Below are 21,243 nucleotides of genomic sequence, written 5' to 3'. Positions count from 1 at the left end.
AATTAGATGATGGTCAAAATGGAGGGGGTATGAATTTGCAATTGAACCGACTGGTATCCTTTTACAAAACCATGGGAGATCCAACTAGGATCAGAATAGTTTTTCTCCTTGCTAAAGAGCCTTTGCATGGTCAGGCAATAGCGGTAAAGCTGGGGCTGACGCCGCCGACAATTACACATCATTTGAATAAACTGCGTGAAATAAACCTTGTATACCAGCGAAGAGATAAAAATACTGTATATTTTTATTTAAATGAGTCTGTGCTGAAACAGCAGTCAAGTGTACTTGTCAAATTAGCTGACAAAGAGGAGGTTAAGAAATTGGAGGAGCTGAACCTGGAAAATCAAAGAGTGATTGATAATTTTTTTACTAAAGATGGGAAACTGAAAAATATCCCGGCTCAACGTAAAAAGAAGCTGATGGTTTTTGAGCATCTAATTAAGGGGCTGAAAATGGGTAAGAAATATGAAGAAAAAGAACTGAATGCATACATTAAACAATTTCATGAAGATTATGCCACGATCCGCAGGGAATTCATTATCAATCATTACATGTATAGGGAAAACGGCATCTATGAATTAAATCCGCCGGAAATGTGGGCAAAGATAGAAGGATCATCATCCAAAAAAGGGCCTTAAAAATGCAGGGCCCTATATTTTTAACGATAGTAATCGGGCTTTCGGTCTTCGAAAATCGGAATCATTTTACGGACTTCTTTCACTTTGTCAAGGTCTATTTCACCTCTAACTATCTCTTCATTCTCAGATCCCTCAGCAACAACTTCTCCCCAAGGATCTATTATCATGGAATGGCCTGCAAAAATATTTTCAGGGTCTGAACCAGCACGGTTGCATGCTATTATATAGCATTGGTTTTCAATGGCACGTGCGATTAATAAAGTCCGCCAATGAGAAAGCCTCGCCAAGGGCCATTCTGCTACAACAAACAAAGCTTCTGCCCCTTTGGAAGTATGGGCACGTATCCATTCGGGAAAACGGATATCATAGCAAATCATCCCTGCGAATCTCCTGTTCTCCAATGAGAAAGCCCCCTTTTCTTTTCCTCCTGTGAGATAAAGGTGCTCATTCATCAGTTTGAACAAATGCAGCTTGCTGTATTGATGGATTGTATTCCCATTCTTATCGACAACAAGTAAAGTATTATAAACACAGTCTTCCGTTTTATTTGCGACGGAACCGCCTACCAGATGAACGTTATTTTTTTGTGCAATCCGTTTCAAAAAATCAATGGCTGAAGCGGCATTCTCATCAGCAATATCTTCTAATCTGGTTAAATCATAACCCGTCGTCCAAAGCTCCGGAAGCACAATCAAATCTGGATTAGTTTTTAGTGCTTTTTCGATCATTGCTTCGGCTGCTTCAAAGTTTTCTTTTGGTTTGCCAAATAGTATATCCATTTGTAAACATGCAATCTTTAATTTCATGATATCCCCCCGCAATCAATTATCTTTTCTTTTATGGTAAAATTAGTCCGAAGATAACAATTTTCGAAAATTAACTTTACAACTTATCATTTACGTTATATCATTTGTGACTATATTTTCAATCTTTTTTTTAAGCAGGTGAGAAATTTGATAAATTATCCACAATCCGATTTGCTGAAAAGTTTGCCAAAACAGTTTTTTGCATCCTTGGTTTCCAAGGTGGGGAAAAAATTTGAACAGGGCTATGATGTGATTAACCTTGGGCAGGGAAATCCAGATCAGCCCACTCCTGTTCATATTGTAAAAAGGCTTCAAAGTGCATCTGAAAAACCTATTAATCATAAATATTCTCCTTTTCAGGGTTTTTCTTATTTAAAAAAAGCAGCGGCTGAATTTTATAAAAGGGAATACAATGTCGACATTGATCCGGAAACAGAGGTAGCCATTTTATTCGGAGGAAAGGCAGGTCTTGTTGAAATCCCGCAATGTCTTTTAAATCCTGGTGACAGTGTATTGGTGCCGGATCCCGGCTATCCGGATTACTGGTCTGGAGTAGCGCTGGCAAAAGCTGAAATGGTCATGATGCCATTAAGGGAGAAAAACAGCTTTTTGCCGGATTACAGCGAGCTGACGAACGAACAGCTGGATGGTGCAAAAATTATGTTTCTCAATTATCCAAACAATCCGACCGGAGCAGTGGCAAACGAAGAATTTTTTAAGGAAACAGCAGAGGTAGGGAGGAAACACGGGATATGCATAGTCCACGACTTTGCATACGGCGGCATTGGCTTTGATGGCAAAAAGCCGATCAGCTTTATGCAGACTGATGGGGCAAAAGATATAGGGATTGAAATTTATACACTTTCGAAAACATATAATATGGCAGGCTGGAGAATCGGGTTTGCAGTTGGAAATGCAAGTGTCATATCCGCATTAAATCTTTTTCAGGATCATCTTTATGTAAGCTTATTCGGAGCAGTCCAGGAAGCTGCTGAAGCTGCGTTGACTGAATCACAAGAATGTGTCAAAGAACTGAATGCCCTTTATGAAAACAGACGGAATGCATTGATAACAGGTCTTCAAGAAATCGGCTGGAATGTACAAGCTCCCGATGGATCTTTCTTTGCATGGCTCAAAGTTCCAGAAGGGTATTCATCCGAAGAATTTGCAGATCTTTTACTGGAAAAGGCTCATATTGCAGTTGCGCCTGGCATCGGGTTTGGCAATCATGGTGAAGGATATGTCCGTGTGGGGCTGCTGACTTCTGAGGAAAGGCTGAAAGAAGCAGTGGAAAGAATACAGAAATTAAATTTATTCTAAATTATTTTTATTTGTTAATTGACAAACAAGAATAACCCTGTCATAATCCAAATTAAATTTTAATTCGAAATTTACTAAATAATCATTTTCGTTTTTTTATCAAGAGCAGGTGGAGGGACTAGCCCTATGAAGCCCGGCAACCGACTTACTTTTAAGCACGGTGCTAATTCTTGCAGCTTTTCTAGCTGAAAGATAAGAAGATGTTAGTTCATGCTGCTAACCTCTTCTTATTGAAGAGGTCTTTTTATTGTTAAAGTTTGAAAGGAAGAATCGTTATGAGTGAAATTACTGCAACGTATCTTATTCATGATGCAAAGCATAATCCCGCGAAGAAAGCAGAGGAAATTGCTTTAGGGCTGACAGTTGGTTCCTGGACCCATTTGCCCGAACTGGAAAAGGACCAGCTGCGCAAACATAAAGGCAGAGTTGTTTTAGTTGAAGTCATATCAACAGCAGAAGAGAGCAAGGAAAAAGCTGCTATTATTCAGGTCGGGTACCCAACTGCAAATTTCAGCCCGGATTTGCAGGCAATTTTAACCACAGTATTTGGAAAGTTATCACTCGATGGAAAGATAAAATTAATAGATTTACAGTTTTCGGAGGAACTTAAAAGCTTCTTGCCTGGTCCTCGCTTTGGAATAGGAGGAATTAGAGGCAATATAAAAGATTCGAAAAAAGTATGCAATTGAAAGGATTGACTACTTGGGCGTATATCGTATTGCAAATGTCAGGAAAAGAAATCACAAACCAGGAAGAGGTGGCAGGTTTTCTGAATCAGCAGGAAGTGATTTATGAACATTGGGCAATTGAAAAACTCCCAGAAAGACTGAAGGAGAAATATTTGCTTTCAGATGAAGAAAAGCAAGAGATTCTTGGCGCATTTGCAGCAGAGATTCAGGATATTTCTGAGAGAAGAGGATATCAGGCCCAAGATGTTATTTCCCTTTCAGAAAATACACCCAACTTGGAGCAGCTCCTACAGAATTTCCAGCAAGAGCATCATCACACTGATGACGAAGTAAGATTTATTGTAAGCGGCCATGGAGTATTTATCATCCAAGGAAAGGATGGAGAATTCTTTGAAGTTTTTCTGAATCCTGGAGACTTGATATCTGTGCCTGAAAATATCCGTCATTATTTTACATTGCAGGAAGATCGAAAGGTTGTTGCTATCAGAATATTTGTGACAACTTCAGGCTGGGTGCCAATCTATGAAAAAGAAGAAATTCAAATTTAATAAAAAGTCCTTTTGCCAAATGGCAAGAGGACTTTTTATTTTCTTGAAATAATGAATGGATATTTTTTACAAATATATTCCTCAAGAATCCGAAAATAAAACGTCGAAACTGTTAATTGTAGTCTGAAAATGATGTCGAAAACCCGAATGCTAAAACTGCAAATACTGTCGATATCATTTCTTTTGGAAAAAGATTGTCTAATAATGCGAATCTATTTACATTTATAGAAATTCTTGTAATAATGCTTCAAGTAGCCACATTTAAATTTAATTAAATGGATAAAGGGATTGGAGTAGGAGGAAAAAAAGTTGCGCCATAAAAGAACATTTATGCTGGCTGAAATTCAGCAAAAAAAAGAAAAAATGATTGAAACGGCGAAGAAAAAAGGACTGGCCAGTGAGGAAACAATACAATGCAGTCAGGAACTTGATAAACTAATTTTTGAATACCAGTGTGCAATTAAGAGGGAGCAGGAACAAAAAAGAAAAATGAGGATCTCATTTAGGCAAATGATCCTTTTATGGAAGAAAGTAGTTGTCTAAATAATAAATGACTAAGCATATAATGAGGAAGATAAAAACTAAATCAACAGAATTATAGATTGAATGAAAAAGGATCCAGTGAGGATCCTTTTTATCTATCTAAAATATTTCAATGAGAATGATCATACATAACAATCCAATTATAAATGAGTATGTAGATATCCGATCTTTCCCGTCAAAAGCAATGTATCACGCCATCTATGCGTCACCGAACCCAAATAAGCAATGCGCCCAACAATCCTGTTGGTAAGGCGGACAGTACACTGCCAATAAACACTTGGTGCATTGGAATTCCCTCACTTTTCCCCTAAAGAAAAAACAGTTTTTATGTGATTTATGTCATTGTGCAAAATAGAAAATTATAGTAATGAATGAAGTCTATTAATACAACATTTCTCATGGTGCTCCTCCATTTTTCCACTGCTTTGTTTTCTGCAAACACTCTGTTTTTTAGACTTGCAAAATTCTGCCCGCATATCAAAAAAGACCATTGAGAATTTTCCGCACCATGAGGAGTAATTCAAAGAGGAGTAATTCAAACGAAATCTGGTCTTGTGAGTACTATGCCTGTATTACGAATCATATATCGTAATACATAGCATTTTATACATTACTTAAAGCAAGCGCTTTAAAAACAAGCTTTAAGTTAGGAGGAGGGAACCAAAAAATGCATATAGTGGTCTGTGTCAAGCAAGTGCCTGATACAAAAATCATTAAAATCAACCCAAAAACGAACACTCTTGACCGTCGAAGTGCACCTGCCATTTTAAATCCCTATGACGCACACGCTGTACAGGAAGCTGTGAAAATTAAAAAAGAGTTGGGGAAAGGGACTATTTCTGTATTGTCCATGGGACCTCCCCAGGCAACTGCGGTGATTAAGAAAAGCATAGAAATTGGCGCTGACAGGGGATTTTTAATATCGGACAGAGCCTTTGCCGGAGCAGATACTCTGGCAACAAGCTATGCACTTTCCAAAGCATTGGGGAGAATTTCGAAGGAAATGCCGGTAGATCTGATCATGTGCGGGAAACATGCAATCGATGGTGATACTGGACAGGTGGGCCCAGGAATAGCACGCAGGCTTGACATTCCCCCTGTAACGAATGTAATAGAAGTCTCCGAACTGAACGAAAGTGAAAACAAAGTACTGCTGAAGAGAAAAATCATGAATGGATATGAATTGATTCAAGCTCAAATACCATGCTTGCTGACGGTAGAAAAAGATATTAATAGCATTGAATATGCGCCAATGTCAAATATGATTAAAGCTGCGAGGTACGAACCAGTTATCTGGTCAGTGAATGACCTGGAGGATGTGGATCGCACACAGCTTGGACTCAAAGGATCGCCTACTATAGTTGGCAAAATGTTCACACCGCCAAAGCCTGAGGGCGGAAAAAGGCTGGAAGGCACTCCAGAGGAACAGGTTAAGCAGCTTATGGGGCTGTTAAGCGACAAAAAAGAATTATTTCTAAGCCAGTAAATGAAAAGGCAGGGAGGGATGGCTATGGAGGAATACCGGGGAGTATGGGTTTTCATAGAACAAAATGACACAAAAATAGAAGGTGTTTCCCTAGAGCTGCTCGGCGCAGGCAGAAAGCTAGCTGATAAACTGGAAGTGCCTCTTTCGGGTGTTTTAATAGGCTGCAAAATAAAGGAATTAAGCCAGGAAGTTATATCTTATGGAGCAGATCAGGTTTATGTGGTAGACCATGAAGTGATGAAAGATTACCGGACAGAATCTTATATGAAGGCAGTTATTAATCTTGCAGAAAAATATAAACCTGAAATTTTCCTGTATGGAGCTACTTCCAATGGAAAGGATCTTGCGAGTGCTGTAGCTACAGATTTAAGTACAGGATTAACTGCGGATACGACAATGCTTGATGTCGAATTGGAAAAAAGATTGCTTGAAGCAAGCCGTCCTGCTTTTGGAGGAAATATTATGGCGACAATCTTGTGCAAAAAACATAGGCCGCAGATGGCGACTGTGCGTCCTAAAGTAATGAAGGCCCTGGAGCCTGACTCCAGCAGACAAGGGAAAGTTATAGAAGAGCCTATCATGCTGAAAGAAGAAGAGATGCGTACAAAAGTGCTTAAAATTGTGAAAGATGTCACAAAAAAGGTTAATTTAGCAGATGCTCATGTTGTAGTCTCCGGAGGCAAAGGGATGGGCGATGTACAAAACTTCCAGCTGATCCATGAGCTTGCAGAAACAATTGGGGCCACAGTTGGTGGAACTAGGGATGTGGTTGAAGCCGGCTGGCTTCCGCATGAACAGCAAGTTGGACAGACCGGGGAAACAATTACGCCCAAAATCTACTTTGCCATTGGAATTTCCGGAGCGATCCAACATGTCGTGGGAATGAAAAATTCAGAATTTATCGTTGCGATCAATAAAGATCCCGATGCGCCCATTTTCGATGTTGCCACCTATGGCATTGTTGGAGATGCAATGGAAATAGTGCCGAAACTTATTGAAGAGTTCAAAGAAATATGTAAAAAAGGAGGTGAAGAAACCAATGTCTGAAAAGTTTGATGTAATCGTTGTGGGAGCCGGACCAGCAGGAACCTCCTGCGCATATGTATGTGCAAAAAATGGCCTGAAGGTATTGCAAATCGAGAGAGGTGAATATCCCGGAAGCAAAAATGTAATGGGCGGTGTGTTATATCGTAAGCAAATGGAAGAGATCATTCCTGAATTTTGGAAAGAAGCACCATTAGAGCGTCCGGTCATCGAACAGCGATTTTGGATGATGGATAAAGAGTCCTCTGTCAGCTTTGGATATAAGGGGCTTGAATGGGGGAAGGAGCCATACAATAACTTCACTGTGCTTCGAGCTCCATTTGATCAATGGTTCGCAAATAAAGGTGTTGAACAAGGTGTCCTTCTAATAAATGAAACAGTCGTATTGGAATGTTTAACTGAAAATGGAAAGGTGGTTGGCGTAAGAACGGACCGGCCAGATGGGGATGTTTTTGCGGATGTTGTGGTTCTGGCGGATGGTGTAAATTCCCTGCTTGCGAAGCAGCTGGGCTATCATAAAGAATTCCGGCCTGATGAAGTGGCGCTGACAGTGATGGAAGTGGTAAACCTTACGAAAGACAAGATTAATGACCGCTTTAATTTAGAAGACAACCAAGGCTGTACAATCGAGATATTTGGAGACTCTACAAAAGGCAATCTGGGGACAGCGTTTATCTATACAAATAAAGAAAGCATCAATATCGGTGTTGGTACAACGCTCTCAAGCATGATTAAGGCAAAGATGAAACCCTATGACTTGCTTGATTATCTGAAGAATCATCCTATGGTAAGACCTTTAATTGAAGGAGGTGAATCAGCTGAGTACCTGGCTCATTTGATACCTGAAGGCGGTTATCATTCTGTGCCAAAAGTGGCAGGGAACGGTGTCCTACTTGTAGGTGATGCTGCTCAGCTAGTTAATGCAATCCATCGTGAAGGATCCAATATGGCAATGGCATCTGGAAAAATGGCTGCTGAAACTATCATAGAAGCCAAAAGCCGAGGCGACTTCAGTGAAGCAAGCTTAAATCAATACAGGGAAGCACTGTACCAAAGTTTTATCATAAAGGACTTGGAGAAATATAAGGATGCTGCCCACACATTTGAGCATTATCCGCAATACTTTAAGGAATACGTGCCAATGATGAACCGGGCAGCCAGCAAGTTCTTCACAGTCGATGGAACACCTAAAAAAGAGAAGCAAAAAGAGATCATGAAGAGCTTCACAAGCGGTCGCGGCACCATTCGTATACTGCAAGATATGTACAGAGCATGGAAGGCGGTGAAATAATGTCAACCAAAACGATCGAAGAAAAACAGTACCTTGTTCGTTTTAAGGCAGACACAAAATCACATCTTACTGTATTGGACCATGAAATCTGCATGACAAAATGCCCCGATAAAATTTGCACCATTTTCTGCCCTGCCGAAGTCTACAAATGGGAAGGCTTAAGAATGCAAGTAGGATACGAGGGCTGCCATGAATGTGGCAGCTGCCGCATCGGCTGTCCATATCAAAATATTAAATGGGAGTACCCAAAAGGCGGACATGGAATTGTGTTTAGGCTTGCATAGAAATTATAAGATAAGTGTATGTAAGATGATGCTGGAAGCTGCATCATCTTTTTGTTTTAGTTCTTTGATAGATAAAAAAACCGGCCATTCAAATTGGCCGGTTTAGAAAAAGGGGGACTAAATGAAAAAAGAGTTTTTTCAATACATATTAATTATACCGAGAATTTATGAACAAACTGTTACCAAGTTATAATGAATCTATTAAGCCTTTTTTAGCATAGAAAAGACTATTTGACTAAAAGAAATTAAGGGTTATTGAAAACGTGCCCGCTTAATAAGTATAGTATAAATCACCGCGTTAATGCTTTTAAGTAATAGTGCTTTAGTATCTTATTTTTATCATAATAACCTGTTAAACTTAAGATGGTCGGACTTTTTATAGTTGACCCCCTATAATCTGTGAGCTTAGAGAATCTTCTAAGCTCTTTTTTGGAGACTCTGCATTTAGCTTTCATACAACGGATCATAAGAGGATACAAAATAGAAAAGAATCAAAAAGATCAGCGCCCGAAGTCATCTCCATAAGTGAAAATGGTAAGAAATCAGGAGCAATAACGCCCAAAATTATTTGCTGAGGCAATTAACATGCAGGCTATGGGCAATATTAAATTTTCTTTTCGTCAGTTAGGGGATATGCAAGTAAAGTAGTATATACCTATATGTATGTTTTTTCACATTTGAAGGTAAAAAAGGATGAAGCATAAAGAGGAGTTATTTGTGAGGTTAGCTGATTTTTTCATTTCTTTTTAAAAATCCAAGCTGGGAGCCTTTGACGTTCGCCTCCAGTTCTTTTGCATGATCGAAGGCTTTATGAATGCATTCGTAGTGAGGAGAAGAATAAAGCTCCTTGTTCCATGAAAAACTGCCTTCTGAATTGGATGGGTAAATTAGTACTTTCCAGCAGTAAAATTCTTTTTCCTGTTCTTTTAGCTGCCCTTCTAGCGCTATTAGCCAATGGGTATACCCGAAGGAAAGGGACGGGTCAGCTGCACCAGCAGGAATAAGGCTTTTTTGATAAAAATCAATATAGTTTGGCTGATACATAAGAAATCCTCCTAACATATTTTTTTAGCTATGCAAATAACCTGCGGCATATAATACGAGATTGCAAAGATTATATCTTACCTTTATTATATGGCAGAAAGGGGAAATTTGCACTCTAATTGTTATAATTTTTTGAAAATTATTAACTTATGTACTTCTAACCTTTGTGATTGCTATCACATCAAAATCTTTCATTGCCTCTTATACTGAACGTATAAAACATAGGAGGGGATTAATCAAATGGAAGGTTGTATGAGTTCAATGATGGGGAATGGTTCTGTAGCTCTGAGCCGAGGGCTAAAACAGTTAAAAGAGGAGCATCCTCCCTTGCTTGCTATGCTTGAAGAGCTGCTGCGAATAAGCTTGAAAATCGAAGAGTCACCAGATAAAGCAGCTTTTAATCTGTTGACAGAGAAAGTTCGAAGCTTCATTCAAGCACTTGATCCACATTCAGAAAGAGAAGAAGGCGTGCTTTTCCGTATGATGGAGCAGTATCTTGGAAAAGGAACGGGCCCGATTGCTGTCATGGAATATGAACATGATCAGGCGAAAGGCTATATAAAGACCTATATGGAAGCTGCGGAGAATACGGAGAACATGACTGGGAATGAGATAGCCCATCATGCCGGTCTGATAAAAAATGCTTACTATACATTAACTCAACACTTTGCAAAAGAAGAAAATATTCTGTTTCCAATGGCAGAAAATCTGCTTTCGGAAAATGAGAAAACAGAACTATATAATAAAATAAATGAAATATAAAGAAGGAGGGACTGTTCCCTCCTTCTTTATATTTTTTTCGTATTCCATTCCGAAACAGTGCTGTCTGAAGGCAGCAGCAAAGTCAACAATCCCAGCACTGGAAGAAAGCCGGTGAATACAATCATATTTGCCAGGCCGAATGTGTCAGCTATATAGCCCAGTGCGACAGAGCCAATTGCACCCATCCCGAATGCAAGCCCGACTGTTAATCCAGCCATTGTGCCAATCTTGCCCGGGATTAATTCCTGAGCATACACTACAGTAACGGAAAAGCTTGACATTAAAATGAAACCGCTCAGAACAAGCAAGATAAATGCGGCAGCTGATGGAACAAAAGGAATAAGAAGTGAGAGTGGCACTGTTAGAGTCATCGAAAAAAAGATGATTGATTTTTTGCCGAAGCGATCAGCAAGGGGACCGCCGAAAAAGGTACCTAGTGCTCCTGATATGAGAAAAGCAAATAAGAAAAGCTGAGATTCCCCAATAGTAAATGAATATTTTTCAATCGCATAAAATGCATAAAAATTTGTCATCCCCGAGATGTACCAGGACCGGGCAAATATTAAAAAGAGAATCAGGATCAAAGCTCCCCATACGCCTTTGGAAATCTTCTTTTTTTTATGGGTAAGGATCTGTTTTTTTCTGTCAAGCACAGATAGTTCCTGCTGAAGCCTGCCCGTATACCAGAAGGCAATATAGATTAACAAGCCGACAGCAATGGCTGCAACCACGGTAAACCATGCTGCCCCCATTTGTCCAAGAGGAACAAGGATAAGGGCTGTTATAACAGGAGCCAATGCCTGTCCGGTGTTTCCTCCGACCTGATAAATGGATTGGGCTAGCCCTCTGCGTGGACCGGCTGCCATATAGGCTACCCTTGACCCTTCAGGATGGAAGACAGCTGAACCTAACCCAATGAATAAGACTGAAATCACAACCCATTCATACTTTGGGGCAAATGCTAAACCTAAAACCCCGAACAAAGTAAATGTTAAGCCAATGGGCAAAGCAAAGGGAATGGGATTTTTGTCTGTTGCCATCCCTATTACCGGCTGCATGATGGAAGATACCATGTTTAAGGAAAAGGCAATTATTCCTAGCTGTGAAAATGAAAGCCCCATTGATTTCTCCAGTATGGGAAACATAGCAGGAATTATGGATTGAATTGAGTCATTTAACAGGTGACATAACCCAATGATAAACAGTATGCGATATGCCGTTTCCTGCTGAGGACATGAAGAAGGACTGACTGAAACAGGAGAGGTACTCATATTACTGGACTCCTTTAAATGAATAATAGAAAATTTCGAAAATCTAAATATAGTTTACATCATTCTTTAATCTTTGGCTATCTGCCATTTTTTTAGGTTTACCACTCAAAAATAGGCACATTTCATCTGTGCACTATCTCATGAATATCGATCAAAAGAATTTTAAATTGTTATTTTGATTTTACATTAAATAGTATATAATTGGGATTATTTGGAAAGTTGAGGTTTTAGATGGAAAAAAATGTTGAGATCTTAATGACAGCTGAAATTTTAAACCGTTTTTTTCATTGCTACTCATTAGAACAAAACCAATATAAGAAGCTCGGAGATTTTGAAAATTATGTATACGAGGTTTATAGAAATTCAGAATCCTTCATTCTGAGGCTAACTCACTCTTCCCACAGAACAGAGGCGGAACTCTTGGCAGAAGTGGATTGGGTAAATTACTTAAATTCCCAAGGCATAAGCGTTCCAAAGGTATTTTACTCGGATCATGGGAAATTTGTGGAATTGGCACCTGCTGAGGATGGCTCCCTTTTTTATGCGAGCCTTTTTTCTAAAGTTCCAGGAACGCCGGTAAAAGTGACCGCCCCTGGATTCAATGAAAGGTTATTTAAAGCGTTGGGGAGAGCAAACGCACAAATGCATTCAGCAGCAAAAGCCTATGAACCGAAAAATGGAATTGTTCATCGTATGCAGTGGGAAGACGAGGATCTTCTCGAGGTTGAAAAATATGTGCCTAAATCAGAAACATTAGTGATAGAAAATACCCAAAAGCTTCTTTTGCAGCTGAAATCATTGCCGAGAAACAAGGAGAATTTTGGCCTAATACATACTGGCGTCCATTCAGGGAATTTTTTTTATGACAGCAAGGAAATTCTTATTTTTAATTTTGACGATTGCTGTTATCATTGGTTCGCTTCAGATATTGCCATTCCTTTATATTATTCCCTTTTATATCGCTTCAAAGACCATAATAATAAGGAAAGCAATGCTTATGGGAAGAGGTTTTTAACTTCTTTTACAGAAGGATATCAAGAGGAGAATTCTTTGCCCAAAGATTGGGCAATTCAGCTCCCCTATTTTTTGCGTCTAAGGGATGTGACATTATATTCGGTTCCCCACAAGAAAATTGCTCCTGAAGATAGAGACGAGAATCTTAATCTGATGCTCCAGCAGCTAAAGAATAGAATTGAAAAAAATGCTCCAATTTATTCAGCTTGAACCTAAAAGGTGCCCTCACTATCTGACCGTACCTTTAAATTCATAATTTATCCTTTATGTTTATGGATTGGCAAAAAGATATCTACCTGTGTTCCTTGATCCTCCTTGCTTGTTATAAAGATTTCTCCTCCAAAAGACTGAAGGATTCGGCGGCACACAACAAGTCCAAGGCCGGTGCCTGTATCTTTCGAAGTGTAAAAAGGGGTAAATATTTTTTCAATCTCCCCTTCTGGTATTCCTGAACCTGTGTCAATAATTTTGATTTGGGCCTTGGATGGGAGCCGGCTTAGTTTTATCGTTAAATCGCCGCCATTGTGCATGGATTCAAAGGCATTTTTTGTAATATTTAATAGAACCTGTTTTATTTGGTCCTTGTTGCAATCAGCTTCTGCAGGCTTGTCTGGCAAAAAAGTCAGGAAGCGGACATTATGCAAATTTGCTTCCGATATAATCAAGGGCTCCAATTCCTTAATAATATTTCGAAGGTCAATCGTTTCTTTTTTTTGGGCTGTCGGTTTCCCAAGAATTAAAAACTCACTGACTATTTCATTGATTCTGCTGATTTCATTATTAATAACGGAAAAATAATACTGATCATGTGTATTTGTATATTTTTCACTTAAAAGCTGAACTAGACCTCTAATTCCAGTTAATGGATTTCTTATTTCGTGTGCTGTACTGGCTGCTAGTGTGCCGACTAGTTCCAGTTTCTGCAGTTCATTTTCTTTTTTCTCGTTCTCAGTTTGTTTTTTTAGATTCCAATATTTGATCAAAAGAAACAGGATATGACTGATGATAATCAAAAACAGGATATATTGGGCTGCATCCTGAATAATATCTAAAACTTTTCTTTTCGGCAGTTCAACTTTTATAGTCCAGGGAAGCCTGTCTATCGGAATTGAGATGCTGTTCTGGTCTGAAAAAGAGGAGTCTCCATCCATATTAATATCCATAATGGGTTTCCCTTCAAAATTTAAAACGGATAATTTTGCATCAGGGGTAAGGAGCCGCATGATATTCTGGACGTAATCCACCCTCATATGGGCTGCAATAATAGATAAAAGTTCACCTTCTTCATTTAATACTGGCTTTCCAATGCCAATTACTGTTTGGCCATTAGATAAGGTATCCGGGGTGTTGGAGATCACAATGTCTTTGGTTCTGTATACCTCTTTTATATATTCTTTATCTAAGTGATCAGAGTCTGTGAAAAATTGGTTTGATCCTGATAAAACTTTTCCTGTTCTGTCCAGAAGATAAATCCCTCCATACCGGGGGTCCAATTGCAGGGCTTGCTGCAAAAGGGACTCCAAATTCTTGGGGTCTGTGTTAAATGTCCCTGCAGTCATTGATAACATTTCGAGGGTAGTAACTGTCTCTGAAATAAGCTGATCCCAGCTCCTCTGGTGAATGGAGCCTGTCCATCTTGCTTCATCAAGCCTATCTTCATCACTATGCTCCACTGCGTTCAATAAGAAAAAAAAGCTGCCGAACACTGTAGGAATAATCACGATTAAAACATATAAAAATACATTTCTGTACCGAATATTCATGAATATAACTCCAAGGTTTTAAAGTTTTAAGTTAAATAGTCCGTATTTATGCAGATGTTATCAATATTATACCATTTTGTACAAAAAGAGGTTTAATTCTGTTTGCGCAATGATATTTTATTAAGTAAGGAGGGGTTTGAATGAAAGCAGAGGTAATTCTGTCAATTTTCGCCACAAGCGATATCCATGGACATATTTTCCCTTATTTATATGGAAATGGCGAGCATGCTGACCATGGATTAGGAAAGCTTGCTGCACTGATAAAGAAAGAAAAGGAGAAGTCCGAGATATCAATCTTAATAGATAATGGAGATTTAATTCAGGGTACACCGCTAACTTATTATTACTCCCGTTTTTTAATTAGCCAAAAAAACCCCATGATTCAAATATTAAATAAGCTCGAGTATGATGCAGCTGTTATTGGGAATCATGAATTTAATTATGGGAAAAGCATTCTTGCAAGAGCTGTCAGCGAGTCAAACTTTCCATGGCTGGCCGCCAATATTTTATTCAGTACAACAAAAGAAACCTATTTTGGACTTCCATACAAAATTAAAACCTTTCCAAATGGGTTAAAAGCAGTGGTGATCGGTGTGACAACCCGGTACATACCGAATTGGGAAAAAAAGCAGCATATTGAGAACCTGGCCTTCGAATCAGCAGTAGCCAGTTTAAAAAGATGGATTCCCTATGTTCAGGAGGAAGAAAAGCCCGACATAATTATTGTTTCTTATCATGGAGGTTTTGAAAGAGACCTAAGCACTGGTGAGCCGACTGAAGAACAAACAGGAGAAAATGAGGCATACAAAATTTGTACTGAAGTGCCTGGGATTGATGTGCTGATTACCGGGCACCAGCACCGATTTATAGAAGAGGGCAAAATCAATGGAGTTTCAGTTGTCCAGCCAGGATTTAATGGGCAAGCTCTTGCAAAGGTTACGGTGAAATTCAAAAAGAACCACAATGATTGGCTGATTGCTGAAAAGCACTCAACTTTAATATCTGCAAAAGAAGTTCCTCCGGATGAAGCGATTCTAAATATAGCGGATTACTATGAAGCCAAAACGCAAAAATGGCTGGATACAGTCATTGGTGAAATAGAGGGCGATATGCTGATTGATGATATTTTTGAAGCGCGATTAAGGGAACACCCACTGATTGAATTCTTTAACAAAGTGCAAATGGAAGCGGCGGGGACTGATATATCGTGCACAGCGCTGTTTCATGAAAGTGCACCAGGCCTAAGCCATCAAGTAACGATGAGAGAGATTGTTTCTAACTACATATATCCTAATTCATTGAGTGTGCTTAAAGTTACAGGGAAAGACATAAAGGGTGCTTTGGAGCGCTCAGCTGCCTATTTTGAACTGAAAGGTGACACTGAAGTTATTGTAAACCCTGAATTTTCTTATCCGAAGCCACAACACTATAATTACGATATGTGGGAAGGCATTCAATATGAAATTGATGTCTCGCGTCCAAAAGGGGAACGGGTAATAGCCCTTCAATTTAAAGGGCAGCCTGTGATGGAAGATGCAGAGTATGAAGTGGTAATGAATAATTACCGTGCTGCCGGAGGAGGGGGTTATACCATGTTCAGAGACAAGCCGGTAGTGAAAGAAATTCTGACTGATATGACTGAGCTGATCGCAAATTATTTATTAGAAAATAAAAAAATCATGCCTTCATTAAATCACAACTGGAAAGTGGTAGCTGGCAATGGAGGGGACCTATTGGTAAATTGACAGCTTTCTTCCTGTTACCTATAATAATTTTGAACTATAATGAAGAAAAATGCTACTAATTAAAAGGTAAAGGGATTGGATAGAATGGGTTCTGAACAGATCGGCCAATCGTTGAAATTATTTATTGTCCTTTCTAGAGCTTACAGGGCAATCAATGAAAATGTAAATAAACTTATACAATCTTACGGCTTAAATCCAACTGAATTTGCAGTATTAGAGCTTCTATACCATAAAGGAGACCAGCCATTGCAGCAAATCGGCGGGAAAATACTGTTAGCGAGCGGAAGCATTACTTATGTCGTGGACAAGCTTGAACAAAAGGGGTTTTTAAAAAGGGTAGCCTGCCCCAATGACAGAAGGGTTACCTTTGCCCAGATTACTGATGAGGGAAAAGCTTTCATCGATAGAATTTTCCCTGACCACGAAAAGCATATCCATTCATTAATGTCAGAGCTCTCCAATCAGGAAAAAGAGACAGCAATCGAACTGCTAAAGAAGCTTGGCTTATCGATTTCTAATGACAAGAAAGCAGGTGCCGACGAATAAAAAACAACAGCTTTGATAAGCTGTTGTTTTATTTGTCTCAAAGTAAGAAAGTATATAAGCTTCGAAGGTCGATTACTGTATAGCGCAAGTAGCCTACCTCATCGAGGTCACAAGCCGTTTTCCTTTCAGAATGGAAAACATATTTCTTGCAGGAACCGTTTTATGCCTGAGGCCCGCAGGACAAGGAAGGCTTCGTCAGCAAATCTTTTGGCACGAAAAAAAAGCGGTAGCTTTTTTTGAGGATAATCATCGCGACAAAAAGCGGCAGACTTTTGGGAGGAAATGGAATGCTTAGTCTGCGTTCCTCCTTGGGCAAGGCGCTTCCGCTTTTCTTATCTTCCAGGAAGGAATTAACCAAATATTGGCGAAATAGAATAAGGGCTTTATTTTCATACAGACAAGGGGGCAATAAAAATGAAGTTTGAAGAATATACTTATGTTCGGCCGGAATTAGAGAAAGTAAAGAGCCAATTTATAGCAGCACTGGAGAAGTTTGAAAGTGCTGCCACTTCTGAAGAGCAAACCAGTGTAATGAATGAAATTAATGATATCCGCAATGATATCGGCACAATGTTTAACCTTTGCTATATCAGACATTCCGTTGATACGAATGATGAGTTTTATAAAGCCGAGCAGGATTATATGGATGAGATTCAGCCGGAAGTAGAAGGATTTGTGACGAAGTATTATCAGGCGTTGGTTAATTCAAAGTTTAGGGATAAGCTGGAAGCAAAATGGGGCATACAGTTATTTGCGCTTGCTGAGGCACAGCTGAAAGTATTCTCACCAGAAATTGTTCCACTCCTGCAAAAGGAAAATAAACTTTCAACCGAATACACAAAGCTGATTGCTTCCGCAAAAATTGACTTTGAGGGAGAAGAACGTACCCTTGCACAATTGGAGCCTTTTACTGAATCCACAGATAGAGAAATGCGCAAAAAGGCAAGCGAGGCACGATTTGGATTTTTAGCAGAAAACGAGAGTGAGCTGGACCGAATTTATGATGAGCTTGTTAAAGTCAGAACGGAGATTGCCTATAAGCTGGGGTACAAAAACTTTGTTGAGCTTGCATATTTCCGCATGTACCGTACAGATTATGATGCTGAGATGGTCGCGGACTTTAGGAAGCAGGTAAAGGACTTCATCGTTCCAATTGCCACAAAGCTCAAGGAGCGCCAGAGCGAGCGAATCGGTGTCGCCAAACTTAAATACTATGATGAGGGCTTTGAGTTTAAGACAGGCAATCCCGTACCAAAGGGAGATCCTGACTGGATTATTGAAAAGGGACAAAACATGTATGATGAGCTTTCCAAGGAGACAAGCGAATTTTTCTCCTATTTGAGGAAAAATAATTTAATGGACCTGGTTGCCAAGAAAGGTAAAGCAGGGGGCGGCTATTGCACTTATATTGAGAATTATAAATCACCGTTTATTTTCTCTAACTTCAATGGTACTTCGGGAGATATCGATGTTCTTACACACGAAGCAGGACACGCATTCCAAGTGTTTTCCAGCAGTCATTTTGAAATACCTGAGTATAATTGGCCAACTTATGAAGCTGCGGAGATCCATTCCATGAGCATGGAGTTTTTCACATGGCCTTGGATGGAGGGCTTCTTTAAGGAAGATACAGAGAAATACAAGTTTTCTCATTTAAGCGGAGGTCTTTTATTCTTGCCATATGGAGTTTCCGTTGATGAATTCCAGCACTGGGTTTATCAGAATCCGGAAGCTTCACCACAGGAAAGAAAACAGGCATGGAGAGAAATTGAGAAGAAATACTTGCCGCACAAAGATTATGATGGCAATGAATATTTAGAAAATGGAGGATTCTGGCAGCGGCAGGGCCATATCTACAATTCCCCATTCTATTACATTGATTATACACTGGCACAAATTTGTGCATTCCAATTCTGGAAACGATCCAGAGAAAATCAAGAAGAGGCATGGAAAGATTATTTAAAATTATGCCAGCTTGGCGGCAGCAAAGCTTTTACCGGTCTTGTTAAAGAAGCTGGATTGATTTCTCCATTTGAAGAGGGCTGTGTCGAGTCAGTTATCGGAGAAATTGAAAACTGGCTGAACTCCGTGGATGATAAAAGTTTATAAAGGTATAAAAAAGAGCCGAAGTTCACAAACCCCGGCTCTTTTTATTGCATATTAAATGATTGGCTTAATGACAATTTTTTTGTGCTCAACTACTGCTTGAAGATTGCGTTTTCCTCCATGGTCAATGATGAAATCAGCAATTCTGTCTTCAAGCTCATCTTGAATCACTCTTCTTAATGGTCTTGCACCATATGCAGGATGGTATCCATCTTTTGCTAATTTTTCCTTTACTTCTTGTGTAACAGTCAATTCAATTTCCTGCTCCTTTAATGTTTCCTGAAGCTCATTAAGCATTAGGTCAACTATTTTTAGCAGATGCTCTTTTTCAAGTGCTTTAAATTCGATAATGCTATCAAAGCGGTTGAGGAATTCAGGTTTAAAGAAACTTCCAAGTGAGTCGAGAATGCTTGATTCTTTTACTGCATCAGTAGTGCCAAAGCCTACGTGAATTTCTTTATATCCAACTCCAGCGTTGCTTGTCATAATGATCACAGTATCCTTAAAGCTTACAGTGCGGCCCTGGCTGTCTGTCAGACGGCCATCTTCAAGAATTTGCAGGAACATGTGCTGCACATCCGGGTGTGCCTTTTCAATCTCATCGAGCAAAATAATGCTGTATGGATTCCTGCGGACATTCTCTGTGAGCTGTCCAGCTTCTTCATGCCCTACATATCCAGGAGGTGAGCCAATGATTTTAGATATACTGTGTTTTTCCATATACTCACTCATGTCCAGCCTGATCATGCTATCCTTTGTACCAAATAGCTCCTCGGCGAGTGTTTTAGTTAATTCAGTTTTACCGACACCTGTAGGTCCTGCGAAAAGGAATGAACCAATTGGACGATTCTTAGATTTTAGTCCTGCACGGCTGCGTCGAATGGCTTTTGCAACCTTTTGGACAGCTTCTTTTTGCCCAATTACCTTTTCAGCAAGATTTGTTTCGAGATTTTGCATTTTTTCCTGCTCATCTTCCACGAGTTTTCCGACAGGAATACCGGTTTTCTTTTCGATAATATCTTGAATGTGGCTAACCTTAATAACTGGCCGGTCTGCCTTGTTATCTCCGTTTAACGCCTTTTGTAATGCTAGTTCTTCTTCGTGAAGTTTTGCAGCTTCTTCGTATTTTTCTTCCTTTAAAACTAGTTCTTTCTGCTTGCTGATTTCATTAAGGCGCTTTTCCATGTCTATAGCCGGGGCATAGCTTGATTCAAGATTGCACTTTGAAGCTGCTTCATCCATTAAGTCAATTGCTTTGTCAGGCAGGAAGCGACCCTGGATATAGCGGCTCGATAGCTGTACACATGCCTTAACGGTCTCTTCAGGAAAAGAAACATCATGATAATCCTCATATTTATGCTTAAGGCCCATCAGAATTTCGATTGCTTCTTCAGTGGTCGGCTCCTGAACATAAACAGGCTGGAATCTGCGTTCAAGTGCCGGATCTTTTTCAATCTGCCGGTATTCTTTTAAGGTAGTAGCACCGACCACTTGAAGCTCGCCTCTTGAAAGTGCAGGTTTTAAAATATTTCCCGCATCCATAGATCCTTCCGCAGAGCCTGCACCAACCAGCAAATGAATTTCATCGATAAATAGAATAATATTTTTGCGTGTCTGCAGTTCGGAGATCAGTTGCTTCATGCGTTCCTCGAATTGGCCGCGGATTCCCGTATTTGCAACTAAAGAGGCAACATCTAGCAAGTATACTTCCTTGTTTAAAAGTTTTTTAGGAGCCTTGCCTTCGGAAATCTTAATGGCAAGACCCTCGGCAATGGCAGTTTTGCCTACTCCGGGTTCACCGATTAATACAGGGTTATTTTTGGATCTTCTATTGAGAATTTCAATAACACGATTTACCTCTTCATCTCTTCCGATAACTGGATCAATTAAGCCTGCCTTGGCCAGCTGATTCAGATTCCTTCCAAATTGGTCTATAAACCTGCTGTTTCCATTATGGTTAGGCGCTTCTTTTAATGGAGAATGTAAGGAATCCTCTTTGCCTTGCTGGGAAGCCACTTTCTTAAAGAAATCCTCCAATGGCATTTGGCCAAAACCTGAAAAGCCACTCATAGCCGGTCCAAAGGAAGTGAGGCTTTTTTGCTTTTCTGTTTGATAACAGCTGTGACAAAGGTTTAAATTGCGTTCATTTCCATTAACATTCAATTTCAATTGTACATTCGCTTCTTTTATTTGACATTTTTGACAAAGCATTCAGCATACCTCCATATTTGTATTGGTCTGACTTTGACTTTCCTTGACCTTTTGATTTTATTATAATTTGACCTTTTTTGACTTTCAAGTATTTTTCACCGGTATTTTTTGACAATTTTTTGCTTTGCCATG

General features: G+C 39.5%; 18 protein-coding genes, 1 pseudogene and 1 riboswitch. Of the genes and pseudogenes, 14 read left to right on the top strand and 5 right to left on the bottom strand.

Going from position 1 to position 21,243, the window contains the following annotated elements:
- Nucleotides 1-35: 35 nt before the first annotated feature.
- The gene (locus NCCP133_RS13080; RefSeq protein ID WP_264805455.1) at nt 36-638 is read left to right on the top strand and encodes a DUF2087 domain-containing protein; all 603 of its coding nucleotides are present in this window, start codon (nt 36-38) and stop codon (nt 636-638) included.
- Between the two features lie 20 nt (nt 639-658).
- Here the strand turns inward: NCCP133_RS13080 and NCCP133_RS13075 are convergent, their stop codons facing one another.
- Nucleotides 659-1,444, bottom strand: coding sequence for a carbon-nitrogen family hydrolase (locus NCCP133_RS13075; RefSeq protein ID WP_264805453.1), 786 nt, complete (start codon nt 1,442-1,444; stop codon nt 659-661).
- A gap of 147 nt (nt 1,445-1,591) precedes the next feature.
- Here NCCP133_RS13075 and NCCP133_RS13070 point away from each other — a divergent pair, with 147 nt between their 5' ends.
- The 8 genes and pseudogenes from NCCP133_RS13070 (at nt 1,592) to NCCP133_RS13035 (ending at nt 8,649) form a co-directional block, all read left to right on the top strand.
- Nucleotides 1,592-2,764 carry a pyridoxal phosphate-dependent aminotransferase gene (locus NCCP133_RS13070; RefSeq protein WP_309298066.1) on the top strand — a complete coding sequence of 391 codons (1,173 nt, stop codon included), beginning with the start codon at nt 1,592-1,594 and terminating at the stop codon, nt 2,762-2,764.
- A 93-nt stretch (nt 2,765-2,857) separates the two neighbouring features.
- Nucleotides 2,858-2,963: riboswitch (SAM riboswitch) on the top strand.
- A gap of 76 nt (nt 2,964-3,039) precedes the next feature.
- A pseudogene (gene mtnW, locus NCCP133_RS13065) lies at nt 3,040-3,429 on the top strand (2,3-diketo-5-methylthiopentyl-1-phosphate enolase); the annotation flags it as partial.
- 14 nt (nt 3,430-3,443) lie between these two features.
- A complete protein-coding gene (locus tag NCCP133_RS13060; RefSeq protein WP_309298065.1) occupies nt 3,444-4,001 on the top strand; it encodes a 1,2-dihydroxy-3-keto-5-methylthiopentene dioxygenase in 558 nt (185 codons plus the stop codon).
- 309 nt (nt 4,002-4,310) lie between these two features.
- A complete protein-coding gene (locus tag NCCP133_RS13055; protein WP_264805452.1) occupies nt 4,311-4,544 on the top strand; it encodes an aspartyl-phosphate phosphatase Spo0E family protein in 234 nt (77 codons plus the stop codon).
- Nucleotides 4,545-5,211: 667 nt separating this feature from the next.
- The gene (locus NCCP133_RS13050) at nt 5,212-6,030 is read left to right on the top strand and encodes an electron transfer flavoprotein subunit beta/FixA family protein (protein ID WP_264805451.1); all 819 of its coding nucleotides are present in this window, start codon (nt 5,212-5,214) and stop codon (nt 6,028-6,030) included.
- 18 nt (nt 6,031-6,048) lie between these two features.
- Nucleotides 6,049-7,077 carry an electron transfer flavoprotein subunit alpha/FixB family protein gene (locus NCCP133_RS13045; RefSeq protein WP_264805450.1) on the top strand — a complete coding sequence of 343 codons (1,029 nt, stop codon included), beginning with the start codon at nt 6,049-6,051 and terminating at the stop codon, nt 7,075-7,077.
- On the top strand, nt 7,070-8,365 hold the full coding sequence (locus tag NCCP133_RS13040) for an FAD-dependent oxidoreductase (protein WP_264805449.1): 1,296 nt from the start codon (nt 7,070-7,072) through the stop codon (nt 8,363-8,365). The genes NCCP133_RS13045 and NCCP133_RS13040 overlap by 8 nt, the downstream gene beginning before the upstream one ends.
- A complete protein-coding gene (locus tag NCCP133_RS13035) occupies nt 8,347-8,649 on the top strand; it encodes a ferredoxin family protein (RefSeq protein WP_264805448.1) in 303 nt (100 codons plus the stop codon). Before NCCP133_RS13040 ends, NCCP133_RS13035 begins: the two co-directional genes overlap by 19 nt.
- Before the next feature lie 723 nt (nt 8,650-9,372).
- Here the strand turns inward: NCCP133_RS13035 and NCCP133_RS13030 are convergent.
- On the bottom strand, nt 9,373-9,693 hold the full coding sequence (locus NCCP133_RS13030; protein WP_264805447.1) for a hypothetical protein: 321 nt from the start codon (nt 9,691-9,693) through the stop codon (nt 9,373-9,375).
- Nucleotides 9,694-9,933: 240 nt separating this feature from the next.
- On the opposite strand from NCCP133_RS13030, the gene NCCP133_RS13025 reads away from it, so the two are divergent.
- Nucleotides 9,934-10,455, top strand: coding sequence for a hemerythrin domain-containing protein (locus tag NCCP133_RS13025; protein ID WP_264805445.1), 522 nt, complete (start codon nt 9,934-9,936; stop codon nt 10,453-10,455).
- Between the two features lie 26 nt (nt 10,456-10,481).
- Here the strand turns inward: NCCP133_RS13025 and NCCP133_RS13020 are convergent, their stop codons facing one another.
- Nucleotides 10,482-11,726: an MFS transporter gene (locus tag NCCP133_RS13020; RefSeq protein WP_264805444.1), complete on the bottom strand. Its 1,245-nt coding sequence runs from the start codon at nt 11,724-11,726 to the stop codon at nt 10,482-10,484.
- Between the two features lie 231 nt (nt 11,727-11,957).
- On the opposite strand from NCCP133_RS13020, the gene NCCP133_RS13015 reads away from it, so the two are divergent.
- Nucleotides 11,958-12,950 carry a phosphotransferase enzyme family protein gene (locus tag NCCP133_RS13015; protein ID WP_264805443.1) on the top strand — a complete coding sequence of 331 codons (993 nt, stop codon included), beginning with the start codon at nt 11,958-11,960 and terminating at the stop codon, nt 12,948-12,950.
- A 47-nt stretch (nt 12,951-12,997) separates the two neighbouring features.
- On the opposite strand, the gene NCCP133_RS13010 is transcribed toward NCCP133_RS13015, so the two are convergent.
- On the bottom strand, nt 12,998-14,503 hold the full coding sequence (locus tag NCCP133_RS13010) for an ATP-binding protein (protein ID WP_264805442.1): 1,506 nt from the start codon (nt 14,501-14,503) through the stop codon (nt 12,998-13,000).
- 140 nt (nt 14,504-14,643) lie between these two features.
- On the opposite strand from NCCP133_RS13010, the gene NCCP133_RS13005 reads away from it, so the two are divergent.
- From NCCP133_RS13005 to NCCP133_RS12995, 3 genes are all read left to right on the top strand, one after another.
- Nucleotides 14,644-16,248 (top strand): bifunctional metallophosphatase/5'-nucleotidase, encoded by a 1,605-nt coding sequence (locus NCCP133_RS13005; RefSeq protein ID WP_264805441.1) that lies wholly within the window; start codon nt 14,644-14,646, stop codon nt 16,246-16,248.
- 84 nt (nt 16,249-16,332) lie between these two features.
- The gene (locus NCCP133_RS13000; RefSeq protein WP_264805440.1) at nt 16,333-16,794 is read left to right on the top strand and encodes a MarR family winged helix-turn-helix transcriptional regulator; all 462 of its coding nucleotides are present in this window, start codon (nt 16,333-16,335) and stop codon (nt 16,792-16,794) included.
- Between the two features lie 414 nt (nt 16,795-17,208).
- Complete coding sequence (locus NCCP133_RS12995; RefSeq protein ID WP_264805439.1) at nt 17,209-18,903, top strand: M3 family oligoendopeptidase; 1,695 nt, start codon at nt 17,209-17,211, stop codon at nt 18,901-18,903.
- A 51-nt stretch (nt 18,904-18,954) separates the two neighbouring features.
- Here NCCP133_RS12995 and NCCP133_RS12990 read toward each other — a convergent pair whose 3' ends face one another.
- Entirely contained in the window at nt 18,955-21,111 is a 2,157-nt protein-coding gene (locus NCCP133_RS12990) for an ATP-dependent Clp protease ATP-binding subunit (protein ID WP_264805437.1), read from the bottom strand.
- Nucleotides 21,112-21,243: the final 132 nt, after the last annotated feature.

The organism is Cytobacillus sp. NCCP-133, from assembly GCF_026011715.1.
Taxonomy (GTDB): Bacteria; Bacillota; Bacilli; order Bacillales; family Cytobacillaceae; genus Cytobacillus.
This window is presented reverse-complemented; position numbering and strand designations above follow the sequence as displayed.

Bases quoted from the DNA above. Each gene is read 5' to 3' on its own strand.
- NCCP133_RS13025 (WP_264805445.1), top strand. From the start codon at position 9,934: ATGGAAGGTTGTATGAGTTCAATGATGGGGAATGGTTCTGTAGCTCTG.
- NCCP133_RS13060 (WP_309298065.1), top strand. From the start codon at position 3,444: ATGCAATTGAAAGGATTGACTACTTGGGCGTATATCGTATTGCAAATG.
- NCCP133_RS13075 (WP_264805453.1), bottom strand. From the start codon at position 1,444: ATGAAATTAAAGATTGCATGTTTACAAATGGATATACTATTTGGCAAA.
- NCCP133_RS13005 (WP_264805441.1), top strand. From the start codon at position 14,644: ATGAAAGCAGAGGTAATTCTGTCAATTTTCGCCACAAGCGATATCCAT.
- NCCP133_RS13045 (WP_264805450.1), top strand. From the start codon at position 6,049: ATGGCTATGGAGGAATACCGGGGAGTATGGGTTTTCATAGAACAAAAT.
- NCCP133_RS13035 (WP_264805448.1), top strand. From the start codon at position 8,347: ATGGAAGGCGGTGAAATAATGTCAACCAAAACGATCGAAGAAAAACAG.
- NCCP133_RS13050 (WP_264805451.1), top strand. From the start codon at position 5,212: ATGCATATAGTGGTCTGTGTCAAGCAAGTGCCTGATACAAAAATCATT.
- NCCP133_RS12990 (WP_264805437.1), bottom strand. From the start codon at position 21,111: ATGCTTTGTCAAAAATGTCAAATAAAAGAAGCGAATGTACAATTGAAA.
- NCCP133_RS13000 (WP_264805440.1), top strand. From the start codon at position 16,333: ATGGGTTCTGAACAGATCGGCCAATCGTTGAAATTATTTATTGTCCTT.
- NCCP133_RS12995 (WP_264805439.1), top strand. From the start codon at position 17,209: ATGAAGTTTGAAGAATATACTTATGTTCGGCCGGAATTAGAGAAAGTA.
- NCCP133_RS13010 (WP_264805442.1), bottom strand. From the start codon at position 14,503: ATGAATATTCGGTACAGAAATGTATTTTTATATGTTTTAATCGTGATT.
- NCCP133_RS13015 (WP_264805443.1), top strand. From the start codon at position 11,958: ATGGAAAAAAATGTTGAGATCTTAATGACAGCTGAAATTTTAAACCGT.
- NCCP133_RS13020 (WP_264805444.1), bottom strand. From the start codon at position 11,726: ATGAGTACCTCTCCTGTTTCAGTCAGTCCTTCTTCATGTCCTCAGCAG.
- NCCP133_RS13040 (WP_264805449.1), top strand. From the start codon at position 7,070: ATGTCTGAAAAGTTTGATGTAATCGTTGTGGGAGCCGGACCAGCAGGA.
- NCCP133_RS13030 (WP_264805447.1), bottom strand. From the start codon at position 9,693: ATGTATCAGCCAAACTATATTGATTTTTATCAAAAAAGCCTTATTCCT.